This window comes from Psychromonas sp. Urea-02u-13 (genome assembly GCF_002835995.1).
GTDB lineage: Bacteria > Pseudomonadota > Gammaproteobacteria > Enterobacterales > Psychromonadaceae > Psychromonas.
Genome location: NZ_PJBZ01000103.1, coordinates 1 through 19,712, shown reverse-complemented (window position 1 = coordinate 19,712; position 19,712 = coordinate 1). Strand labels below are relative to the sequence as shown.

Sequence of the window (19,712 nt, the reverse complement as noted above, 5' to 3'; positions counted from 1 at the left end):
TACAAAGGCAGGAAGTGCGCTAACAAGGCGAATAAAGAATATCGTTATATGCAAGCTGATATGCACAATCTATTCCCTGCTATTGGATCTGTGAATGCTATGCGTAGTAATTACAATTTCCAGATGCTACCGAGTGAATCAAGCATGTTTGGCAGTTGTCCTATGAAGATCAATGATCGTAAGGCAGAGCCTCCCGTGGGAGCTAGAGGGCGCATAGCTCGTACATATTTATACATGGATCAAACGTATTCTCGCTACAGCATGAGCAAGTCACAAAAACAGTTAATGAATGCTTGGGACAAGATGTACCCAGTTAGTAAATGGGAATGTCAGCGTAGTAAAAAGATTGAAGCTGTTCAAGGTAACCCTAATAAAATAGTTAACAGCAGGTGTAGATGATCTGCCTTACAACGCAGATCTTTTTTTTTGAGTTATAAATATGTGGTTAAACTGGAGGGCTATTCAGCAATATATAGAAAATTACAATCTTGCTGAATGTCTAGACACCAAATTTTTTAGCTGTACTTCAGTAGCAAATAGGTGATGTTGTAGGGGTAAATTTAGCCCATTTTTTTCCCCATGAAATAGAGTTATTGCACTTATTCTTTTTTCAAATAACTTCACCAATACATCACAGTTTTCCAGAGAAACATCTTTGTTTTTGGGATTGTAGAAAAACAATTCTACATGGCAATGATGCATCCATAAGTGATTGCTTTGTCGATATATATCCGAAGAACTAATAACATCAGAGAAACTAATTAATTCCTTCAAGAAAGTATTTACTTCTTGTTTGTTAGGTATATAAGAGCTTCTGTAATGAGGTGTGTAAAAGAAACTAGACAAAGATTTTTGATAAACATTCGTTCTTTGATGATTGATATTCGCAGGTAGTTCATTTCCAGAAAAGCTAAGCATCTCAAAAAATACATTTTGCATAACAATAGTGCTTTTAAGTGAATCAAAGATATTTAATATATACACTTTACTATTAAGCTGATCAACATTCCAATATAGGTCACCGGTTTTATTATCATCGTTAAAATTAATGTGTAGTAAAGATGAAAAACGAAGTAGTTTATTAAGATGATCTTCAATGTGCTTTTGTAACTTGATACCTGAGAAATTAACGAACTTAGATAGTGACTCCGATATATCATTAAATAGGTAGTGGAGGTTTTTGTGTCCAAGTGCGCCATCGTCATTTAGGTCTACTTCATAATCACAATGATCAAATCTATTTTTAGGGTAAATGCTGGAATATAGATTAGAGCGATTATAAAAACTAATTGAATGCTCTTTCTGTAAATCATTTAGGGTGTTGTAAAACTGCTGCTTATGCTCTCTATGCTTTTGGAAAAATAGCATCTCTTTTTGCTCTTTCCAGACATTCTTTTCATGTTCAAACCTATTTGTGTTTTCTGTAGCTAGATCTGCATGCTGTATTCTCATGAATGACAGAGTTTTTAATGCTCCTCTTGCAGCTATACCTGCTGCGATAGCTGCAAATAAAGTAAAGAAGGCTCCTGTCCACGCAGCCCAATTGCCGAATTTTGCTGAACCAGATGCCACCCAATTAGTGAAGATAAGGTCTACAAGAAAACCTAGAATCAATCCTCCAATTAGAGTCCCTACAATCCCAGCAATAAAAGCTTTAATATAAAACACAATTTAGTCCATATACGTATCGGTTACAGTGTATCTATTTTACTTCTATGGGTTAAAACAGCAACCTATTTGATGTTTACGTTAGTACGTCTGAATTGGTATTGATTAATAAAAACTTAAACATTTGATGTGTTAACAGTGGTTTAAGCACCTCGGCTATATTATTTACGGTTAATTAAGCCTGTATGGTACGCACCTGTGCATTATTTTCTATAGGGGAAATATCTCAAATTTTTTATATAGAAACCGACTTTTACCTTTTCCTATAAAAGACTTTTCTCTCAGCTATTATATTTTGCAGTACAACTTTTTTCCTCATCTTAGTATGAGTGTAATATCACTATATATGCGCCACAGTAACCGACCACCCCCCCCACCTACGGCCACTCTCAAACTTCTAGCGCTACCCACACCACACACACTCACAAACCTCTGCAAAAATTTCACCATCTATACGTAAGACTCTGTTACTTATAACTAAACGATCTATTCATATACCCTTAAGATCTAACTGTAGTGTACACAATATGTGTACATCATTAATCATTCCTATATCATGCACCTCTTAAACAAAGCCACTAACAACAAGGGTAAGACAATGAATACAACATTAACAACTGGCCAGTATAAGCAAGCGGATAATGAAGCGGTACAAGCAGACCTAATTGAATTGCTTGCAGATCTTGAAGCTAGTGAAGAGATGGCAATGAATAACCATTCCGCAATCCTTAAGCAGTGTAAGCAAGCAAACATTGATAGCCGTTACTGCACTGAGTTAGCTAACGAACAGGCATTGATAGAAAAGTACAGCGCAATGATCCGCATCATTAAGAAAGAGGTATAAACCGTGACAACATTAACCGTAAACTGCATCAAATCATCAATCGCTCACAAGGTCGCTGAGGCGCTTAACCTGCCTGTTTTGGCTATCACTGCTGATATGGATAAAGACGATATCAGCGAATTATTACGTGAACAGGTAGAAGCTCAAAGCGTACATTATGAGGTGATTTACAATCATGAAGCTATTGAGATTGTTTACGGTGAAATTGGTAATACTTACGATGCTGAGTGCTTAGACTTTACTGGTATCACTTCTTCACGTGACGCTGTAATGATTGAAGCGCAGGGCATTGTAGATGCTGTTCTTTATGAAGCGATAAGCGAAACCATAGAAGAGATAGCAGAACGATTTACAGAGATTTGTGCAACTGCTAATGGCTTAGGTTACAGCGGTAAAATGAGTGCATCAACTGGTGACAATTACGGATGGAATAGTCATGCCTATGAAACAGAAGAGGGTACTTGTGTGCATCTTAACCTTGAGGGGGAAAACCTTACGGCTGTAGTTGGTGGCATTAACAGTTTGTACCTTTCTGCTTGCTTCACTTAATATGAAAGAACTACTAAAGCAATATCTCAAACTTAAGCCAGTTAATTTAATAACAGGCAATCCTTTATCATTTGAAGAGTTTTGCTGTGCATAACTCGTAACATTCCTCAATTTAGCACACAAGTACACCTACACAACTTTGGTCACAGCGATGGCAACACCGGCCATACTTTTAGCCGCTTCAATACGAGCATGGGCATAGGCACCCGCGATACCCGAAATAACAGCCACCGCTAAATCTAATAAACTAGGACTTAATCGCGCTGCAATTTCGGAGGTGACTGTTTCCATTGGCATAATAAAGCTTGCGCAAGCTGCGAACCCTAAAGACAAAAATAACCCGGTGAGTAGGGTTTTGATACTTGCAGTTAATAAATTGCTGTCTTGTCGTGCTAGCGCCATGGAAAGTGAAATAATCGGCGCCATTAACGGGGCTAAAATCATCGCGCCTATAATCACCGGCGCAGAGTTTGCAAAGAGGCCGATACTGGCTAATAACGTCGACAATACCATCAAGGTTAAAAATGCAGGAGAGGTTGTGGCGTTTTCACGCAACAGTTGATAAAGGCCTTTAAACTCTTCCGTGGCCGCATGCGCGATAAAAGGCAACTCTTTGCTGACCATTGCAGTAATGGCTTCACCAGCGGGTAAGCGTGTGACTTTGCGTTGTTCTTTGTGACTTGGCGAGGTTTCAGTGATGGCAAGCGCCTCACTCACTAACAGGTTCAAAACACGCGATTGTGTTTCAACGACTAATTGTTCTGCTTGATAATATTGTCCATCAATCTTGTAAGATAATGGTTCACCATTACTCACAGTAAATGATTTTGTTTTTAATAATCCCAGAAAATTAGGCAGATTAAGTGTTTGTCGTAGGGGCGACATAACAAAAAATCGCAACATCTCCATCACACTGCGCGGGGCAATAATCATCGAGTGACACATACCATCATTAATATGTGTCTCGGGTAATATGTTTCTTGATAACGAAGAGCCGTGTGCATGTTCAACGATCACCAAACCAATTGCCGCCGTACTAAAAATATTTTCATTCTCGGTTGCAAAATGCATTTTTTGCGGACGAATAGTACGTACATTAATCATGTTATTAACAGCGAATTTTATGCGTTCTCGCCAATTTAAGCTCTGCGCGCTAGGCAATAAATTAAAACACTCTCCGAGCACAACACAGCTCAATACCAATTGGTTATTACAACGCAGTACATCTACTTTTTGTGGGTTGACGGTTTGCACTGCTTGAATGGCTTTTTGCAGGTTACTTTCGATACAAAAACCACGGTTGGCAAAACGCGCATCAGCATGGGGAAGAATCGCTAAAAACCAACCACCGAGAATCGCCGCCTCGATAACCGCTGGCGCATTCTCATCACTGATATAAGCATAAACGCGGCTTTCAGCATGAAATTGTGCCGGCGAATCACTTTCCCATGCTTTAGGAAAAACCTTATCGTCAAATAAAGGTAATACTTTGTCACTAATCTGCTCTTTGGTTTGGTTATCAAAAAGTAAAAAACTATCCGCCATAGGTTCTCTCGTATGCTTAAAATATAAGTACAGTATGAGGCGTATTATGATTGAGGCAATATTTCATCAGTTATTTTAATAGCTTGTGCGCATATCGTCACTAATCGGGACGATTGTTAAGGGGCATCTTTCTTTTTGCCTCTCGAGTAAGCGCCAAGTGTTTTGATCTAAACACTATCCTAAAAAAGAAAAATCTATAAACTAGGGCTTCTAAAAATAATCGCAAAATTGACTTCTCAGTCATAGCAATACTGTCTCTTTATAGGTTGTAAATTATGATAAAACTGATCGCGCTGGATATGGATGGCACACTTTTAAATAACGAAAAATGTATCTCAGAACGTAACTACCAAGCGATTCAAGCTGCAAAAACGGCGGGAATCAAAGTTGTTTTAGCCTCGGGTCGTCCGCTACAAGGTTTGCAGTCACACCTTGAACACTTAGGATTAACTGGCGATGATGATTTTGTTGTTTCATATAATGGCTCTCTCGTTCAGCGTGTTGGCAATGGTGAAGTGCTGCATAAAACCAGCTTAAAAGGCAGCGATGCAAAAGCTATTTTTGAGGTTTCGCAGCAACTTGGTGTTTATATCCACGCATTTTCAGTGAAACAAGGGCTTATTACCCATCAGAATAATACCTGGACCGATATCGAAGCGACGTTAAATGGTATGCAAGCGACACAAGTGGATTTCACGCAACTTGACGATAATGAAGATATTATTAAAGTGATGTTAGTGGCAGATGAAAAAGACTTAACGCCTGCGATTAAAAACCTTCCTGCACATTTAAGAGAGCAATATACCGTTGTACAAAGTGCACCGTTTTTCTTAGAACTGTTACACCCAACGAGCAATAAAGGCATTGCGATTGAAAAGCTGAGTCGCGTAATGAATATTACCGCTGATGAAATCATGTGTGTTGGTGATGCAGAAAATGATCATGCCATGTTGATATTTGCTGGATTAGCGGTTGCGATGGAAAATGCAGATCCTGCCACTAAAGCCTTAGCGCATTACATCACCAAAAGTAATGTAGACGATGGTGTTGCGGTTGCGATTGAAGAAAAAGCGTTAAAAGCACAGTTATCACCGGCTTAATCGCATAATCCTAATAGCTATCTGCAAATTACGAGGGCGCTTTAAATCAATTATAATAACGATTTAAAGTGCCTATTCTTCACTTTCTTCACTAGTAAGTTATCCCTTTAAGCCACTCCCTTCGCATATTGCTAATGCACCAACTCATTAACCCCCTGTGTCAGTAAATACTTGTAACAACAAAGCGATTTCCCCATTCTCGTGTTAGGGTGATAAAAAACGAATAAGGATTGATAACATCATGTTAGACAAAGCAAAAAAACTCATCACTTACCTTAAAACAAAAGGCGCAGATTACGCTGACATTCGCATTCATGAAGTTGATGAAGAAGAGCGAATTTCAACCATGAACGGTGATATTGAGGACTACCAACTCAATAGTAAACAAGGTTATGGAATCCGTGTGTTAGTGAATGGCGCATGGGGTTTTTCATCAAGTGAAATTATGTCATTCGATGCGATGATCGCGACAGGCGAAATTGCCATTGAAAAAGCACAATCAGCAAGCGATTTTATTAAGCAATCAATTAACCTTGCCGAGAAAGAAACCCTCATAGACAGCTATCACTCCCCCTGTGAAATTGACCCTTTTAGCGTGTCTACGGCAGATAAAATAGCGCGTTTACAGCAACTCGATAAACAACTGCAGCATGAAAAATTTGAATATTCAGGTCTTTATTGTCATTTTTACAAACGTCATATTTTATATGTCGACAGTGATGGCAGTGAAATAAAACGTCAACTAATTGAAATTGATGCCGGTTATTTCGCGTATGCCACCGATAAAGAGGGTCATAAACAACGTCGTACTTTTAATATGCCTCAAAACGCCAATGGCACGACGGGTTGGGAAAATATCATTAACGATCAACAATTTGATCATACCTTACGTATTCAAACTGAATTGCTCGCACTGCTAGATGCCCCTGTTTGTGAAAAAGAAATCTGTGATGTGATTTTATTGCCAGAAATGATGGCGCTACAAACACATGAGACCATCGGCCATGCATTAGAACTTGACCGTATTTTAGGTTATGAACTTTCTTATGCTGGTGGTTCGCACGTAGAACTTGAAGATTTTGGACAGTTACAATTTGGCAGTGAAAAACTAACCGCACGCGCCGATGGCACCGTACAAAATTCGCCGGGCTCTATCGGTTTTGATGATGATGGTGTAAAAGCCCGTAATGTGACCTTAATCGAAAAGGGCAGATTACAAGACGCCATCACCTCTCGACAAATGATCATGGAAGCAAACGATAAAGCAGGCAAGGTCATTTTTACGGCATCAGGTGCAACAAGTCGATCGCAAAATTACAGTAACTTACCCATTGAACGCATGAATAATATCAACGTTGATGCCGGCCAAGATGGGTCTTTACAAGACATTATTGCAGCCACAAAAAATGGGCTATTGATGGAATCACCGCGCTCTTGGTCAATTGGCTCAAACCGTGAAAACTTCCATTTTGCGACAGAAATCGCGTGGAAAATTAAAGACGGAAAAATCACCAATATGGTGCGTAATGCGACCTATAGTGGCGACAGTTTACCTTTTTGGCGTTCACTCGATATGGTGGGCAACCAAAGCACATGGGAACTACAACCTGTGTTCCATTGTGGCAAAGGCCAGCCAAATCAAATCATGCGATTAGCACACGGCGTGCCCGCTTGTCGTTTTAGCAATGTTCAAGTAGGGAAATAAGCATGCAAACACAAGATAAAGCACAAGATAAAGTGATTCGTTCAGCAGCAAAAAAATCGACAATGCAATCGGTAAAAATGCAGCTTGAGCAAATCAACCAATTTATGCAAGCGCAAGGTATTACAGGCTCTGTGGCTTATGAGCAAGAAACCTCGCATATGGTACGTTGTGGACGCAGCCAAATTTCGCTTAACGTGTCAGAACAAGGTGAAAAGTATTTCATCGAGTTACAACAAGGTAAACAAAAAGTAGCGGGCAGTACGACAGCACAGATCGATGAATTAGATAAGCTGAAAACGTTTGTTTTATCACTAAATGAAAAGTTAGTATTTATGCCAGAGGTTGCACATCGCCGTCCTATGATGCCGATTGCACAAGCTACTTTAGATAATCATGTTGATTCGACTACTGACAAAACGCTAACTAATGGCTTAGACAAGTGTAAGGTTGATCCCGCACTCGCGAATCTCGATTCGAAACGCTTAGTGGATCTATTCAAACAGTGCGCTGAATATTTTAAAAATGAAAATGTTGAGATATCTGGCGCTTTTTCAGCGGGCATTCAACGTTATGCCGTGATAAATACACTGGTAGAAAAAGCGCTAAGCTATGAAGGCAGTGATTATAATGTAGAGATGGTTTTACAATTATTAGATCACGATAAAAAAGAGCTACGAGTTTCCGATGTAGGCCATGCGCTTAATCAGTTTGACAGTGAAAAATTGATTAAACATTTGGCTAAAATGTACCAAATTAAAACACAAACCCCACGACAAGAGATAACACCTGGCGAGTACGATGTCATCTTCTATGCCGATGCGTTTGCCGATCTCACTAACTATATGGGCTATCTCACATTGTATGGCGAAAGCTATGAATATGGCATGGGCATGCTTCAAAAAGACAAACATAAAGTTGGCAATAAACTGTTTTCTGACAAGCTTTCTATTGTTGATGATCCTGAAGATACTGACATTTTATTCAACCGTCCCGTCGGTCGTAATGGCATTAAGCGTCCTCATTTTCCACTGATTAGTGAAGGTGTCTTAAATAACCTCTTCTACAGTGAAAAAGAAGATTGTGATCGTTTTAATGTGGCACTCAATAACGATGCAAATGTCGCGGGAATGAAAGTACAAACAGGTACAGGGCCTGCTACGTTTGACGAAATGGTAAAAAGTTGTGTCAAACCCACGTTATTTATTCCCTACATTCATTACATGAACTTTACCAATGCAGCAAAAGGCGAGTTTACGGGAACGAGTCGTTTTGGCACTTTTTTGATTGAACAAGGTGCCATTAAAGCGCATCTCTATAACCAACGTATTAATGATTCTTACCATAATACGTTTAACAATATAGAGTGGTTATCGAGCACCTTGACACATATTAATACGTCAAATACCTACGGAATGCGTAACGCCGCAAGTATTGCCTGCCCACTCTTTGTGAAAGTGAATAAGGTCAAAATAACCGGTTCAAATAAACAAAACGGATAACTAAATTTACAGGGCATTGTTTATTTTAAGGGATAAGTCATTCTCAGCTAACTTGAGGATGACTATCAAAGCAAATATTGTCAGTGGAAATAGAGCTCGTAAATGGGGGAGGGTAGTGACGAACTTTCTATATATTCACCGTTTATACGGACTATTTTATTAAAAAATAAAATGTTTTGTATTTTTATCAATATCTATCGAAAATTATATAGCTAACACTTTGATAATAAATTCATTTGTTGTATCTTAATCATCAAAGAATTTTATATTGAATTGAACTATATCTTTGCACGATTAAAGGTTTATTCAATCTAATATGCTGTTAGTTGTGTTTTTTACGTAATTATTAACATTGGAGAATAAGATGGTTAGTGCAGAAACGTTAATGGAACAAGCTGGGGAAACAGCTGAAGCTTGGTTACGCCAGGCGATAACAGCAACTGAACATATTCCTGTTTCCGAAGAAGCTAGAGCAACTATCATTGCTGCTTTTATACAAGCAGCTGCTCAAGATCAGCATACAATGACAATCCGAGCTTTGGCAGAAAATGGTCTTTTAAATCAGAGTGTTGAGTAGCAACACAACTAACAAGTCGTTTAACGAGGCGTTAAGCGAGGCGTTAAGCGCATTAACTTAATTTATGGAGATGTAATGGTAACTATTTTATTTGGAGCTGGTGCAAGTTTTGGGTCAGGCAGTTGCACTCCGTATAATCCCCCACTGGGAAATGATTTATTTCACAAATTAAACGAACAAGGCGGTAATTTTTCGAAACTGAATGAAGAAGTAAAATCCCAATTTATCGATTATGGTTTTGAAGCTGGCATGGCAAGTATAGAGGATGATAGTAGGAATATTACTCCGATGCAAAAGGAGATGGCTTGTTACCTATCTAAGTTTTCAGTAAAAAATGATAATGCTTATACTCGTCTATTTAATAGGTTAAGGAGTGAGCTTTCTAAAATGACAATAGTTACTCTAAACTATGATTTATTAATTGAGCAAGCTTTGTCACACCATGGGCTCCATATTGATTACAATGCGACGGGGCAAGGTGTTTCTCTGTTAAAGCCTCATGGGTCTTCAAACTTTTTACCACAATTGCCTGCAGGGTTTAACGTGTCCGGCAACGTCTTTAAAGGTTGCGGTTCCTATTTCGAAGGCTTAGAAACAAAAGCTGTCGAAAGTCATGATGAAATTATTAAATGGACTAAAGACCTTAGAAACAGTGATTTGAGCCCTGTGCTAGCTCTCTATCAAAAAGGTAAGAGAATAGTCGTCAATAACGAACTTATTAATAATATACAAAAGAAATATGTAGAAGCTATAAGTAATTCAAACCTAATTTTTGTCATTGGTGTCAAATATGTTGAACACGATAATCATATTTGGGACTGTATCTCTTCTTGCAAAGGCAAAGTTGTGATTGTTGACCCATATCCTAGTGATACTATGAAGTGGGCTGAAACTAATTCATTACAAAATATTGAAGTTATGGAAAGTGGTTTTGAAGATATCGTATTGAAAATTGCTAGTGATATAAAAAAACACATGCGTAGTATTTAAAACAAAACAAGCGGGGACATCCCAGCCTTTTTGACTGTATTCCAGAGTTAATCTATGGTTGTTTAATGACCATAGATTAACTATTCGAGGCATGATGACTCAATCTCGCGACACATTAATTTCACTTTCTGCTATTCCTTAAAATCCCATTGTATTTCTCGTTGTGTACGACGAGCATTTTTATGTGCTGATGATAAATACACAGGCCAAAGCTTTGAACATCGCCGCCAATGGATGGTCGATATAATTCGATTTTTGACCAATGTGTTTTCAATTGATGTCTGTGCTTATGCCTATGCCATCATGTCGAATTACTATCAGTTTGTTTTACATGCCAATGAAGAGGCGTTAGCGGCTTGTTCTAATGAAGATATTTACACACCTTGGAGTAAAATATATCCGCTTTGACACTTGTCGTGCGCTGGAAACAACGCGAATTAACATCAAATATTCAACAAGAGGCCGCGCTTGAGATTATTGCAGAGTGGTAAAAGATTGGGATGTCCAGTTTTGTTCTTTTTGCTTTCGTTTTTTATTATTTCGCAACAAATAATCGACGTACACGCCTCAAAAAATCGGTTTATCACTCAATTTAATCAATCAATGATTAAAAACAGAATAATCTATTGAATGTCAAATATATGTGAATTATCGTGGTTTTAATTTAACTAAAGTGGGCTGGGAATGAGTTGTTCTGCAACCTAGTTAGCTGATATTAAGTTTCACACACATTACAAAGATAGGAGGACTTATGAAAGGTAAAGGAAAGTGTCTATGTGGCTCTGTTAAGTTGGAAGTCGAGTATGCCAGTAACGAATTAGCTGCCTGTCATTGTAGTATGTGTAGAAATTGGTCTGGTGGCCCAATGTTAGCCATTGATTGCGCTGATTCAGTTAAAATATCAGGAGAGTCAAATGTTGTTAGGTATCAGTCATCAGAGTGGGCAGAAAGAGGTTTCTGCGCTAAATGCGGCACACATTTATTTTATTTTTTAGTGCCAAGTAATCAGTATCACCTTCCAGTTGGGTTATTGATGTCGGGGGATGACTACAAGTTAACTCATCAAATATTCATTGATGAAAAGCCAGAATATTACGAGTTTAAGAATGAAACACAAAATATGACTGGTGCGGAAGTTTTTGCCCATTTTGAAAGTGGAGAGTAAACAGCTGATAAGTTGCTCAAACAGACACGTACAGTTTGCTCGCGCTCCGCGGTTTTTGGCAAATTGTACTTAGCGCTTAGCAAAGTGTTATATATTTATCATTTTTATCTACGATTTAATTATTTACTATAAAAGGGAAGTTATTATGAATAAGATTTTTGGTTTAGTAATATTAGCGGCTAGTTTTCAGGCATCAGGCGCCGATCGTGAAACAATTACAGTCTCAATGTTTGATCAGCCGTTAAGTGAAATTGTTGTGGCAGTAAATAAAGTATGTAGCAATAGTAAGTTAGAACTTGATAGTTTTAGCCACCCAGATAAAAAAGTTTCGATTAATTTTAAGAATGAGGATTGTGCTAAAGTTCTCGAATTATTATCAGACTTTGAGGGCTAAAGTTCAACTTATAACAAGTCGCTTATACAGAATGATAGCGGTTGTTTATCGTTCTCGATTAATTTTAGCGTTATAACGTTATGGTGCTATAATATTTATTAAGCTAAATGAGGAATATTATTATGAGTGCATTATCGAAACGTTCAACTGTTTATTTTGAACCGCATATCCACCAAGCATTGAAGATGCGTGCTGCTTCTACACATGTATCAGTATCAGAATTAATTGACGAAGCTGTTCGTCTTTTAATGTGTGAAGACCAAGAAGATTTGAAAGCTGTTTCAAATCGAGCTTCTGAAGAAGAAGTAAGCTATGAAGAATTGCTCAACGACTTGAAGAAACATGGCCAAATATAAATTAACTTTCAAAAAGTCAGTCAGCAAGGATTTGCGAAGCATTCCGAAAAAAGATGTTCCAAAAATCCTAACTTGTATAGAGTCTTTGGCAGAGAATCCAAGAGCTGAAGGTTGTATAAAGTTATCAGCTCAAGAAAATTACAGAGTACGTCAAGGGTCATATCGTATTGTCTATGAGATCAGAGATGAGGTTTTAATTGTGAACGTCATCAAAGTTGCCCATCGTTCAAACGTATATAAAAACAACTAACAAATAAGGATAGGTGTCGCGCAGCCGACACCTATCTGGGGGTTGGACAACTGTTTTAAATCTTGTGTCGTTAATGTCAGGGCACCGGTCAAAGTAGGCGGTAATACGACACACAGCACGGGAATAGGCATCGATAGCGGAAGGTCGCTTCCCTTGTAAGGTTAAGTTGGTAAGATGTTGACGATAAAGGAAATCGAAATGCTGTTGATGGTATTTTTCCATAATAGTTATCCAGTGGAGACCTCAGAATGAGGGGGTACTAGAGAGTATGGGACTTTGTTTTTTCTGCTGCATAGCGGCTTCGTTCAACAAGCAATTTTAGTCCGCTTAATGTAGGCGTTAAATGGCATGTAAATTTATCTGAATGTCGGAGTTATCATGAAATTAGAGAAAGAAATAAAGGTATTAGAAGCTCTAGCTAATGGAGTAGATCCAGTCACTGGTGAAGTTTTGGATGACCAATCCCCATATAATCAACCTGAAGTAATCAGATCTTTATTCGTAATTCTTAATGAATTGAAAAATCCAACTAACAAAGCCAAATTGCCAAAGAAAACCACAGAAGAAAAGCAGGCTGAGAATATTGAAAATGGTTTGCCTAAGAATGCGGGACTTCCGTGGGCTGTTAATGAAAAAGAAGAACTTGTTGAAAAATATAAATCGGAAGTTTCAATCGTAGAATTATCTGAAATACATGGTCGTACAAAAGGGGTTATTACCTCCGAGCTTAAAAAGCAGGGCTTAATCGAATACTAGCCACTTAGTTTCAAGTTAGAAGTGCTACAAAGTATTTTAGTCCACTTAATGTGGGCGTTATATGTTCTCATTTACAAATAGGATTTGTATGCAACTCGAACAAGTAGAAATCAATACGCTGAACAAAGCCCAGAAAAGTGTAGATAATTGGAAGTGGAAAAGATGGGTACATATAACCTTTGTTGCTGTGCTCCTTTTCTTAATCGTTTATCTCGCCTCAGATGCGCAGCAAATTGGTACTGTTGGCGCTTTTAGTGGCACTTTAGCGGGTCTGTATTTACGAAACATATTTAGCAACTGGCATGGCCTGAAACAAGAATTACTTTTGATAAAGTATTTTGAGTCTACGCAGGACAACACTAAATAATACTGTCTCTCGTCAGTACAAAAACAGTTGGTGCTATTCCGCTTAATTAACAAAATGGTTAATTCTTTTAGCGGGTGCTAGCCATTATCTAAAGGAGTCACCATGGAAAATCCAAGTATCCCTTTTCAAACTATAGATTGGGAAGGTGTTCCACGAACAGAGCACAAGGGAGAAACGGGCGTCGCTTACTGGCAAACACTTCAATTCGGGTCTTTGAGAGTGAGGCTTGTTGAGTATTCTGCAAACTATAAAGCAGATCATTGGTGTGAAAAAGGGCACATTGTTTACTGCTTAGAAGGTGAAGTGGTCAACGAATTGAAAAATGGTGATAAATCAATTCTACGTTCGGGTATGTCATATATTGTTTCAGACGATCTGAGCTCTCATCGTTCACTCACTGAAAGTGGTGTTAAGTTGCTGATAATTGATGGTCAATTTTTACAGTCAAATACCTAACTTGGGCTTAAACGTAAAGAACCGTTGGGTATTGTAATACGACGATAGCCAACGGTTCTTTACGTATAACAAGCTGTGCATGTTCCCCTATATCCATATTACCTTCCTTACACTGCCTGACGAGTTTTTGAATGCTGTTTTGTCAGAATTTAAGCCAATGAACCCTTAGCTCTGTTTATTCACGCCTTTTCTCATGTTATATTGTTGATATATATGTTACGTCTCTGCTTGAAAAACTAACGTACTACAATGGGTTATTACTTTCGTGGTAACTCTCTTTAGAGCAGGAAAGCAACGTGGTGTTAGGCACTGGGATTAACTTAAATTAGGGATGAATTATGCGTTTTAAATCTATAATTATATGTTTTACATTGGTTTTACCCATCGCTTCTTGCGCAAAACAAGAGCCAAACAATGTAGCAGATGAACAATCAAAGAACTTTTTCTCCCTTACTGAGTTAAAACAAGCTGAGATAAAAAGAGCAGAGTTAAAAAAATCTGGGTTAAAAAATGCTTCTGAAAGCTTGTTACAACCTATTAGCGTGATGCAAGCAACTGATGATGTGTCTTTAGCATATCGGGCTTACCTTCCTGAACAGGCACAAGCGATTCTCATTTTTTACCATGGTGGTGGTGCTCATAGTGGGCTGAGTTATCATCACATTGGCACGGGTTTACGTAATGATTTTGATATCGCTGTTTATATGCCCGATATTCGTGGCCACGGGGCTTCTGGAGGAGAGCGTGGAGATGCTCCTAATGTTGAACAGGTATGGTCTGACATTAATACAATGGTGAATACCGCGCGTGATACCTATCCTGATCTGCCTATTTTTATTGGTGGACACTCGGCGGGTGCGGGTTTGGCGCTTAACTATTCTAGTTGGGATGAAAAAGCAGAAATTGAGGGTTATGCATTTCTAGCTCCCTATTTTGGTTATCGTTCAAAGACTAACTATGATGAGGGCGATTCTGAGGTTGAGTTTTCTAGCGTCACCGTATCAGACTTTGTCATTAATACCCTGAGTGGTGGTTTGCTCTTAGGTCATTCAAAGGCCGTTAAGTTCAATTTCCCGGATGCCGTGTTAAAAGCGAACCCTGAAATTGTGCCGTTTAATACGGTTAATATGGCAAATGCTGTTACGCCTCATTCACCTGAGTCTCAATTTTCTGATGTGGAAAAATTTGGGTTATGGATAGGCAAGCAAGATGAGGCCTTTGATCCCTTAAAAGTCATTATGTTTGCACAAGATAACAGCGCGACCAAAGCAAAAAAGGAAATTGAAATGATTGATAATGCTAACCATTTTTCAATCATTTTGAATGGATCTGATCTTATTGGGCCCTGGTTACAAAAAACGCTTGAGTAGTCAGGTAGAAAACCTAACTCGTTACTTAAACGGAAAACAGCATTTTTCTATCGTAACGAGTTTAACGCTTCGCAGGCGCTAGTCTTTCTGCTTAAAAGGCTCAATCTTTAACACTTTCCAACTGCACATGACACTGTTCTAACGTCAATTGAATTAGACTATTCCCCATTCTGCACATGACACTGTTCTAACGCCAATTGAATTAGACTATTCCCCATTTATAATTCCCTACAACCCATTCAGTAGAGAATACGAGCGTTAAAACATCGATATGTTTGACGGCCTGTCTCATTTGAGTTGATTCCCCTCAAGTTATATTTCAATAATCCACATAATCCCTTTTTACTAATAGCCTTACATAAGTGGCATCAGTTAAGATGCCTCGCCTAGAGGTAAAGTAAATAAAGGCAAAGTGAATCTCTGCATACTATTAAGGAATGAATACGTTGAAGAATGAAGCGCTTAACTGGACTATTTGTCTTGAATGTCAGGGACGAGGTCAGAAAACCAAAAGGCTTCGTAAAAAAGTGCGCCTTAACTACCAAAGAGCATTAGAAAAATTTGAAAATACGAATGGTGAAGGGCTGGCGCCTGTTCGTCCTAAAGGTCATTTGTATGATTGTTTGAATTGCCATGGGGCTGGCGTGGTTCATTGTGAGAGTGCTGTCATCGCAGATAATGAAAATCTTCCCCATATTGCCATTATTGGTGGTGGCATTGGTGGCGTAGCACTCGCTATTGCTTGTTTACACCGTGGTATTCCTTTTACGCTTTATGAACGCGATAGTAATTTTGATGCACGCTCTCAAGGTTATGGGCTGACTTTGCAACAAGCGAGTCGAGCGATTCAGGGATTAGGTATTGCCTCATTAACCGATGGGTTAATTTCAACAAGGCATGTGGTGCATACCACTGAAGGTAAAGAGATCGGCGAATGGGGTGTTAGAAAGTGGTTGGATAGCGATGATATAAGTGATTCTAAGCGTACAAATATCCATATTGCACGACAGTCTTTACGCCTCGCGTTGCTTGAACAACTCGGTGAACAGGATAGTAGCCAAAGTAGTGGTCAAAGTCGGATAAAATGGAATCATCAGTTATTGGACTTTAAAGAATGTACCGAGAGTGGCGTTGATCTTCGTTTTCAAGTGAACGGAGAGATACAGCAGGCTAAAGCAGACCTGATTGTCGGCGCGGATGGGATTCGTAGTTCAGTGCGTAAACAACTGATTGGTGATGACATTAGTCCTTTACGTTACTTAGGTTGCATTGTGATTTTAGGTATTTGTCCTTTGATCGCGCTTAATGGCCTTGAACATAGTTTATTAGATTCTGCGACCGTATTTCAAACGGCCAATGGCCATGAGCGCATCTATATGATGCCTTATGATGCAGACTCCGTTATGTGGCAACTCAGCTTCCCCATGGAAGAAGAAGCCGCAAAAGCATTAAGTGCACTTGGTTCTTTGGCGCTTAAAGAAGAAGCTTGTCGTCGAACACAATGGCACACGCCTATTCCTGAGATATTAATGGCAACGTTAGAAGCGCAAGTATCGGGTTATCCTGTTTATGATCGGGCGTTATTGGAATCGCAATTGTTAGAGAGAGGTAATCAGGTTACCTTGATCGGTGATGCAGCTCATCCTATGAGCCCCTTTAAAGGTCAAGGCGCGAATCAGGCGCTGTTAGATGCATTATCATTAGCAAGAGCAGTCGCAAAAGGCTGTCGAGTTTCATCGCAATGGCGTGATGTTGGCATTAGGGAAAGTGTACTTAGAGAATTTGAGTCAGAAATGTTACAACGTAGTGCGTCCAAAGTGAAAGGATCAGCAGAGGCTGCTGAATTTCTCCATTCTGATGTGGTGCTTCACGAAGGTGATGAACCAAGGGGACGCTGTTTACTAAGAAAAGAAGACTAGGATAGATACATATATCGAGGAAAAGTTAAGGCCAATAACGCTGTTTTACGTTAGCCTTTTGGCCTTAACTTTTCCTTTTATATCTATTCGATATTAGCTTCTAAGGTTGCTGTCTTGTAGGCGCAACAACAATCTCTCTGATACACACGTTTTGAGGCTGGCTATAAGCAAAGGTCACTGTGCGTGCAATGTCATCCGGACAAATAACGCCACCCATGCTGTCTTTCCAGGCTTGATAACCTTGTTTAATCTCATCTGATGTTGTGTGAGATAACAAATCAGTTTCCACTGCGCCAGGGGCAATCGTGATAACACGTACATCACTTTCAGCAACTTCTTCACGTACATTTTCAGAAATGGCGTGTACCGCAAATTTAGTACCGCAGTAAGCCGCATGATTACCAAAGGTTTTACGTCCTGCTACTGAGCTAATGTTAATGATGGTGCCAGTGTTACGCGCTTTCATTGGCGCAAGTACAGACTGCATGCCATTTAATAAACCAATCACATTAACATCAAACATTGATTTCCATTCATTGGCATCTTGAGTTTCAACTTGTCCTAACAACATAACACCGGCATTGTTAACTAAGCAGTCTACTGGGCCATATATTGCTTCAGCTTTTGCTATCGCAGCAGATAATGCGCCAGTGTCCGTCACATCAACTTGTTCGCAAAGTGCGTTAGGTAAGTTTAATGCTTGTAACTTTTCAATGCGACGTGCCACCAGCAGTAAGGGGTGATCCAATTGACTGAAATGCTCTGCAATTGCTTGGCCAATACCTGAACTTGCGCCTGTAATAACAACTAGTTTTTTCATTGTGTTTTTCATAGTGGTCTCTTTATATCATGTTAATTAAAAGGTAAGACTTAGAAGCGTTGCTCCTTTGATGTGTTGTAGTTTACGCAAAGGATTATTGTTGATATATACGGCATTAGTTAAATCATTGTTTACGTATGCTTACATATAAACTTCTGCTAGCATGTTCTTAACTATTAACTATTAACTATTAACTATTAACTATTTCCTTTCGATGAGATGGACCCACTATGAATGCAGACCTCAATATTACTGATATCCGTGCTTTTGTTTTAATTGCTAAAGCGGGAAGTTTTACGGCCGCCGCTGAATTGCTTTCTTGCTCACGCTCGCATTTGTCTAAACAGTTAACACAATTAGAGTCGTCACTGGGCGTAAAGTTAATTATTCGCACCACCAGAACGCAGCGTTTAACGGAGCAGGGGAAAGTGTTTTTTGAACAATGTAGTCGATCATTAGAAGGCATTGATCAGGCAATAGAACAAGTTATTGATAGTGCTTCTGCCGTTAAAGGGGTGATCAACATTAACTGTGTTGGCGGTATTATTGGCGAAGAGATCATCACGCCCTTGATCAATGATTTTATCAATGCTTATCCAGAGGTCAGAATTAACTTAGATTTTAGTAGTCGACGTGTTGATCTGATTGCGGGTGAGTTTGATATTGTTTTTAGGATGGGCGCGTTAGAAGACTCAAACCTGATTGCTAAAAAGCTTATCGATATGCCGATATGCACACTCGCTAGCCCACAATATTTACAGCAAAAAGGGCAGTTAACCCATCCTAGCGATCTAAAGCATCATCAATGTATTACAGGTACGGTAAATCATTGGCGCTATTTTAATATTCTAACGCCAGACAAAAAAATAGAGGTGAGCGTTGATGGCGCGTTTAAATGTAAAAATGGTCGCTCAATGATTTTTAGTGCCTTAGCCGGAAATGGCATCGTACGTTTACCGCTTTTGTATTGTTTTAAAGAGATCGATGAGCAGAAGTTATTGCCAGTTTTTAAAGACTGGGATTCGCCAATATCCCCGTTCTACCTTGTTTATCTGCAAGACAAATATCAACCCGCTCGATTAAAAACATTTATACAATTTGTTAACAGTCATATTACTCGCTACACACAGACCAGCTAAAGTCGCGACATTTTTAATTAAGGTGGGAGAATAAAAGCTTTAAAGGTTAATACTCGGCTATTTTAGCCTCAATAAGTGAGGAAATAACAATAAATACAACATAACTGTATGTAAAAACAGTTATTTTGTTTGAGGTATTTTACCTTTATTCGTTATTTCCTGCGTATAAAAGCAATAAAGTAACGATAAACGCCTATATAACCCGATATAGTGTAAATAAACCCACGACAACTGTGTTTGTAT

22 protein-coding genes are annotated in these 19,712 nt (G+C 38.9%); 19 read left to right on the top strand and 3 right to left on the bottom strand.

Features of this window, described 5'->3' with window-relative positions:
- Positions 1-399, top strand: a 399-nt coding sequence (locus tag CXF74_RS18650) for an endonuclease (protein ID WP_198552917.1), incomplete at its 5' end; no start/stop codon positions are given.
- Between the two features lie 81 nt (positions 400-480).
- Here CXF74_RS18650 and CXF74_RS18645 read toward each other — a convergent pair.
- On the bottom strand, positions 481-1,668 hold the full coding sequence (locus CXF74_RS18645; RefSeq protein WP_101084042.1) for a hypothetical protein: 1,188 nt from the start codon (positions 1,666-1,668) through the stop codon (positions 481-483).
- A gap of 598 nt (positions 1,669-2,266) precedes the next feature.
- On the opposite strand from CXF74_RS18645, the gene CXF74_RS18640 reads away from it, so the two are divergent.
- Together CXF74_RS18640 and CXF74_RS18635 are read left to right on the top strand one after the other, a co-directional pair.
- Positions 2,267-2,512, top strand: a complete 246-nt coding sequence (locus CXF74_RS18640) for a hypothetical protein (protein WP_101084040.1) — start codon at positions 2,267-2,269, stop codon at positions 2,510-2,512.
- Positions 2,513-2,515: 3 nt separating this feature from the next.
- Positions 2,516-3,061: a hypothetical protein gene (locus CXF74_RS18635; RefSeq protein ID WP_101084038.1), complete on the top strand. Its 546-nt coding sequence runs from the start codon at positions 2,516-2,518 to the stop codon at positions 3,059-3,061.
- Between the two features lie 129 nt (positions 3,062-3,190).
- Here CXF74_RS18635 and CXF74_RS18630 read toward each other — a convergent pair whose 3' ends face one another.
- On the bottom strand, positions 3,191-4,606 hold the full coding sequence (locus tag CXF74_RS18630) for a DUF389 domain-containing protein (protein WP_101084036.1): 1,416 nt from the start codon (positions 4,604-4,606) through the stop codon (positions 3,191-3,193).
- Between the two features lie 275 nt (positions 4,607-4,881).
- Here CXF74_RS18630 and CXF74_RS18625 point away from each other — a divergent pair, with 275 nt between their 5' ends.
- From CXF74_RS18625 to CXF74_RS18555, 15 genes are all read left to right on the top strand, one after another.
- Positions 4,882-5,706, top strand: coding sequence for a Cof-type HAD-IIB family hydrolase (locus tag CXF74_RS18625; RefSeq protein ID WP_101084034.1), 825 nt, complete (start codon positions 4,882-4,884; stop codon positions 5,704-5,706).
- Positions 5,707-5,947: 241 nt separating this feature from the next.
- The gene (locus CXF74_RS18620; protein WP_101084033.1) at positions 5,948-7,411 is read left to right on the top strand and encodes a TldD/PmbA family protein; all 1,464 of its coding nucleotides are present in this window, start codon (positions 5,948-5,950) and stop codon (positions 7,409-7,411) included.
- A 2-nt stretch (positions 7,412-7,413) separates the two neighbouring features.
- Positions 7,414-8,910 carry a metallopeptidase TldD-related protein gene (locus CXF74_RS18615; RefSeq protein WP_101084031.1) on the top strand — a complete coding sequence of 499 codons (1,497 nt, stop codon included), beginning with the start codon at positions 7,414-7,416 and terminating at the stop codon, positions 8,908-8,910.
- A gap of 364 nt (positions 8,911-9,274) precedes the next feature.
- On the top strand, positions 9,275-9,487 hold the full coding sequence (locus tag CXF74_RS18610) for a hypothetical protein (protein WP_101084029.1): 213 nt from the start codon (positions 9,275-9,277) through the stop codon (positions 9,485-9,487).
- A gap of 75 nt (positions 9,488-9,562) precedes the next feature.
- Entirely contained in the window at positions 9,563-10,477 is a 915-nt protein-coding gene (locus CXF74_RS18605; RefSeq protein ID WP_101084028.1) for a hypothetical protein, read from the top strand.
- A gap of 234 nt (positions 10,478-10,711) precedes the next feature.
- On the top strand, positions 10,712-10,885 hold the full coding sequence (locus CXF74_RS22035; protein ID WP_157822450.1) for a hypothetical protein: 174 nt from the start codon (positions 10,712-10,714) through the stop codon (positions 10,883-10,885).
- A 343-nt stretch (positions 10,886-11,228) separates the two neighbouring features.
- Positions 11,229-11,642 carry a GFA family protein gene (locus CXF74_RS18600; protein WP_101084026.1) on the top strand — a complete coding sequence of 138 codons (414 nt, stop codon included), beginning with the start codon at positions 11,229-11,231 and terminating at the stop codon, positions 11,640-11,642.
- Positions 11,643-11,787: 145 nt separating this feature from the next.
- Positions 11,788-12,036 (top strand): hypothetical protein, encoded by a 249-nt coding sequence (locus CXF74_RS18595; RefSeq protein ID WP_101084025.1) that lies wholly within the window; start codon positions 11,788-11,790, stop codon positions 12,034-12,036.
- A 122-nt stretch (positions 12,037-12,158) separates the two neighbouring features.
- On the top strand, positions 12,159-12,392 hold the full coding sequence (locus tag CXF74_RS18590) for a ribbon-helix-helix domain-containing protein (protein WP_101084024.1): 234 nt from the start codon (positions 12,159-12,161) through the stop codon (positions 12,390-12,392).
- Positions 12,379-12,642, top strand: a complete 264-nt coding sequence (locus CXF74_RS18585; protein WP_101084022.1) for a type II toxin-antitoxin system RelE family toxin — start codon at positions 12,379-12,381, stop codon at positions 12,640-12,642. The genes CXF74_RS18590 and CXF74_RS18585 overlap by 14 nt, the downstream gene beginning before the upstream one ends.
- 378 nt (positions 12,643-13,020) lie before the next feature.
- Complete coding sequence (locus CXF74_RS18575; RefSeq protein WP_101084021.1) at positions 13,021-13,398, top strand: hypothetical protein; 378 nt, start codon at positions 13,021-13,023, stop codon at positions 13,396-13,398.
- 88 nt (positions 13,399-13,486) lie between these two features.
- The gene (locus CXF74_RS18570; RefSeq protein ID WP_101084020.1) at positions 13,487-13,765 is read left to right on the top strand and encodes a hypothetical protein; all 279 of its coding nucleotides are present in this window, start codon (positions 13,487-13,489) and stop codon (positions 13,763-13,765) included.
- Positions 13,766-13,867: 102 nt separating this feature from the next.
- Positions 13,868-14,221, top strand: a complete 354-nt coding sequence (locus CXF74_RS18565; protein ID WP_101084019.1) for a DHCW motif cupin fold protein — start codon at positions 13,868-13,870, stop codon at positions 14,219-14,221.
- A 338-nt stretch (positions 14,222-14,559) separates the two neighbouring features.
- Positions 14,560-15,591, top strand: a complete 1,032-nt coding sequence (locus CXF74_RS18560) for an alpha/beta fold hydrolase (RefSeq protein ID WP_101084017.1) — start codon at positions 14,560-14,562, stop codon at positions 15,589-15,591.
- A gap of 446 nt (positions 15,592-16,037) precedes the next feature.
- Positions 16,038-17,510: an FAD-dependent oxidoreductase gene (locus CXF74_RS18555; protein ID WP_232772585.1), complete on the top strand. Its 1,473-nt coding sequence runs from the start codon at positions 16,038-16,040 to the stop codon at positions 17,508-17,510.
- 100 nt (positions 17,511-17,610) lie between these two features.
- Here CXF74_RS18555 and CXF74_RS18550 read toward each other — a convergent pair whose 3' ends face one another.
- Positions 17,611-18,330, bottom strand: coding sequence for an SDR family oxidoreductase (locus CXF74_RS18550; RefSeq protein ID WP_101084044.1), 720 nt, complete (start codon positions 18,328-18,330; stop codon positions 17,611-17,613).
- 230 nt (positions 18,331-18,560) lie between these two features.
- Between CXF74_RS18550 and CXF74_RS18545 the strand changes: the two genes are divergently transcribed.
- Complete coding sequence (locus CXF74_RS18545; protein WP_101084014.1) at positions 18,561-19,469, top strand: LysR family transcriptional regulator; 909 nt, start codon at positions 18,561-18,563, stop codon at positions 19,467-19,469.
- The last annotated feature ends 243 nt before the right edge of the window (positions 19,470-19,712 follow it).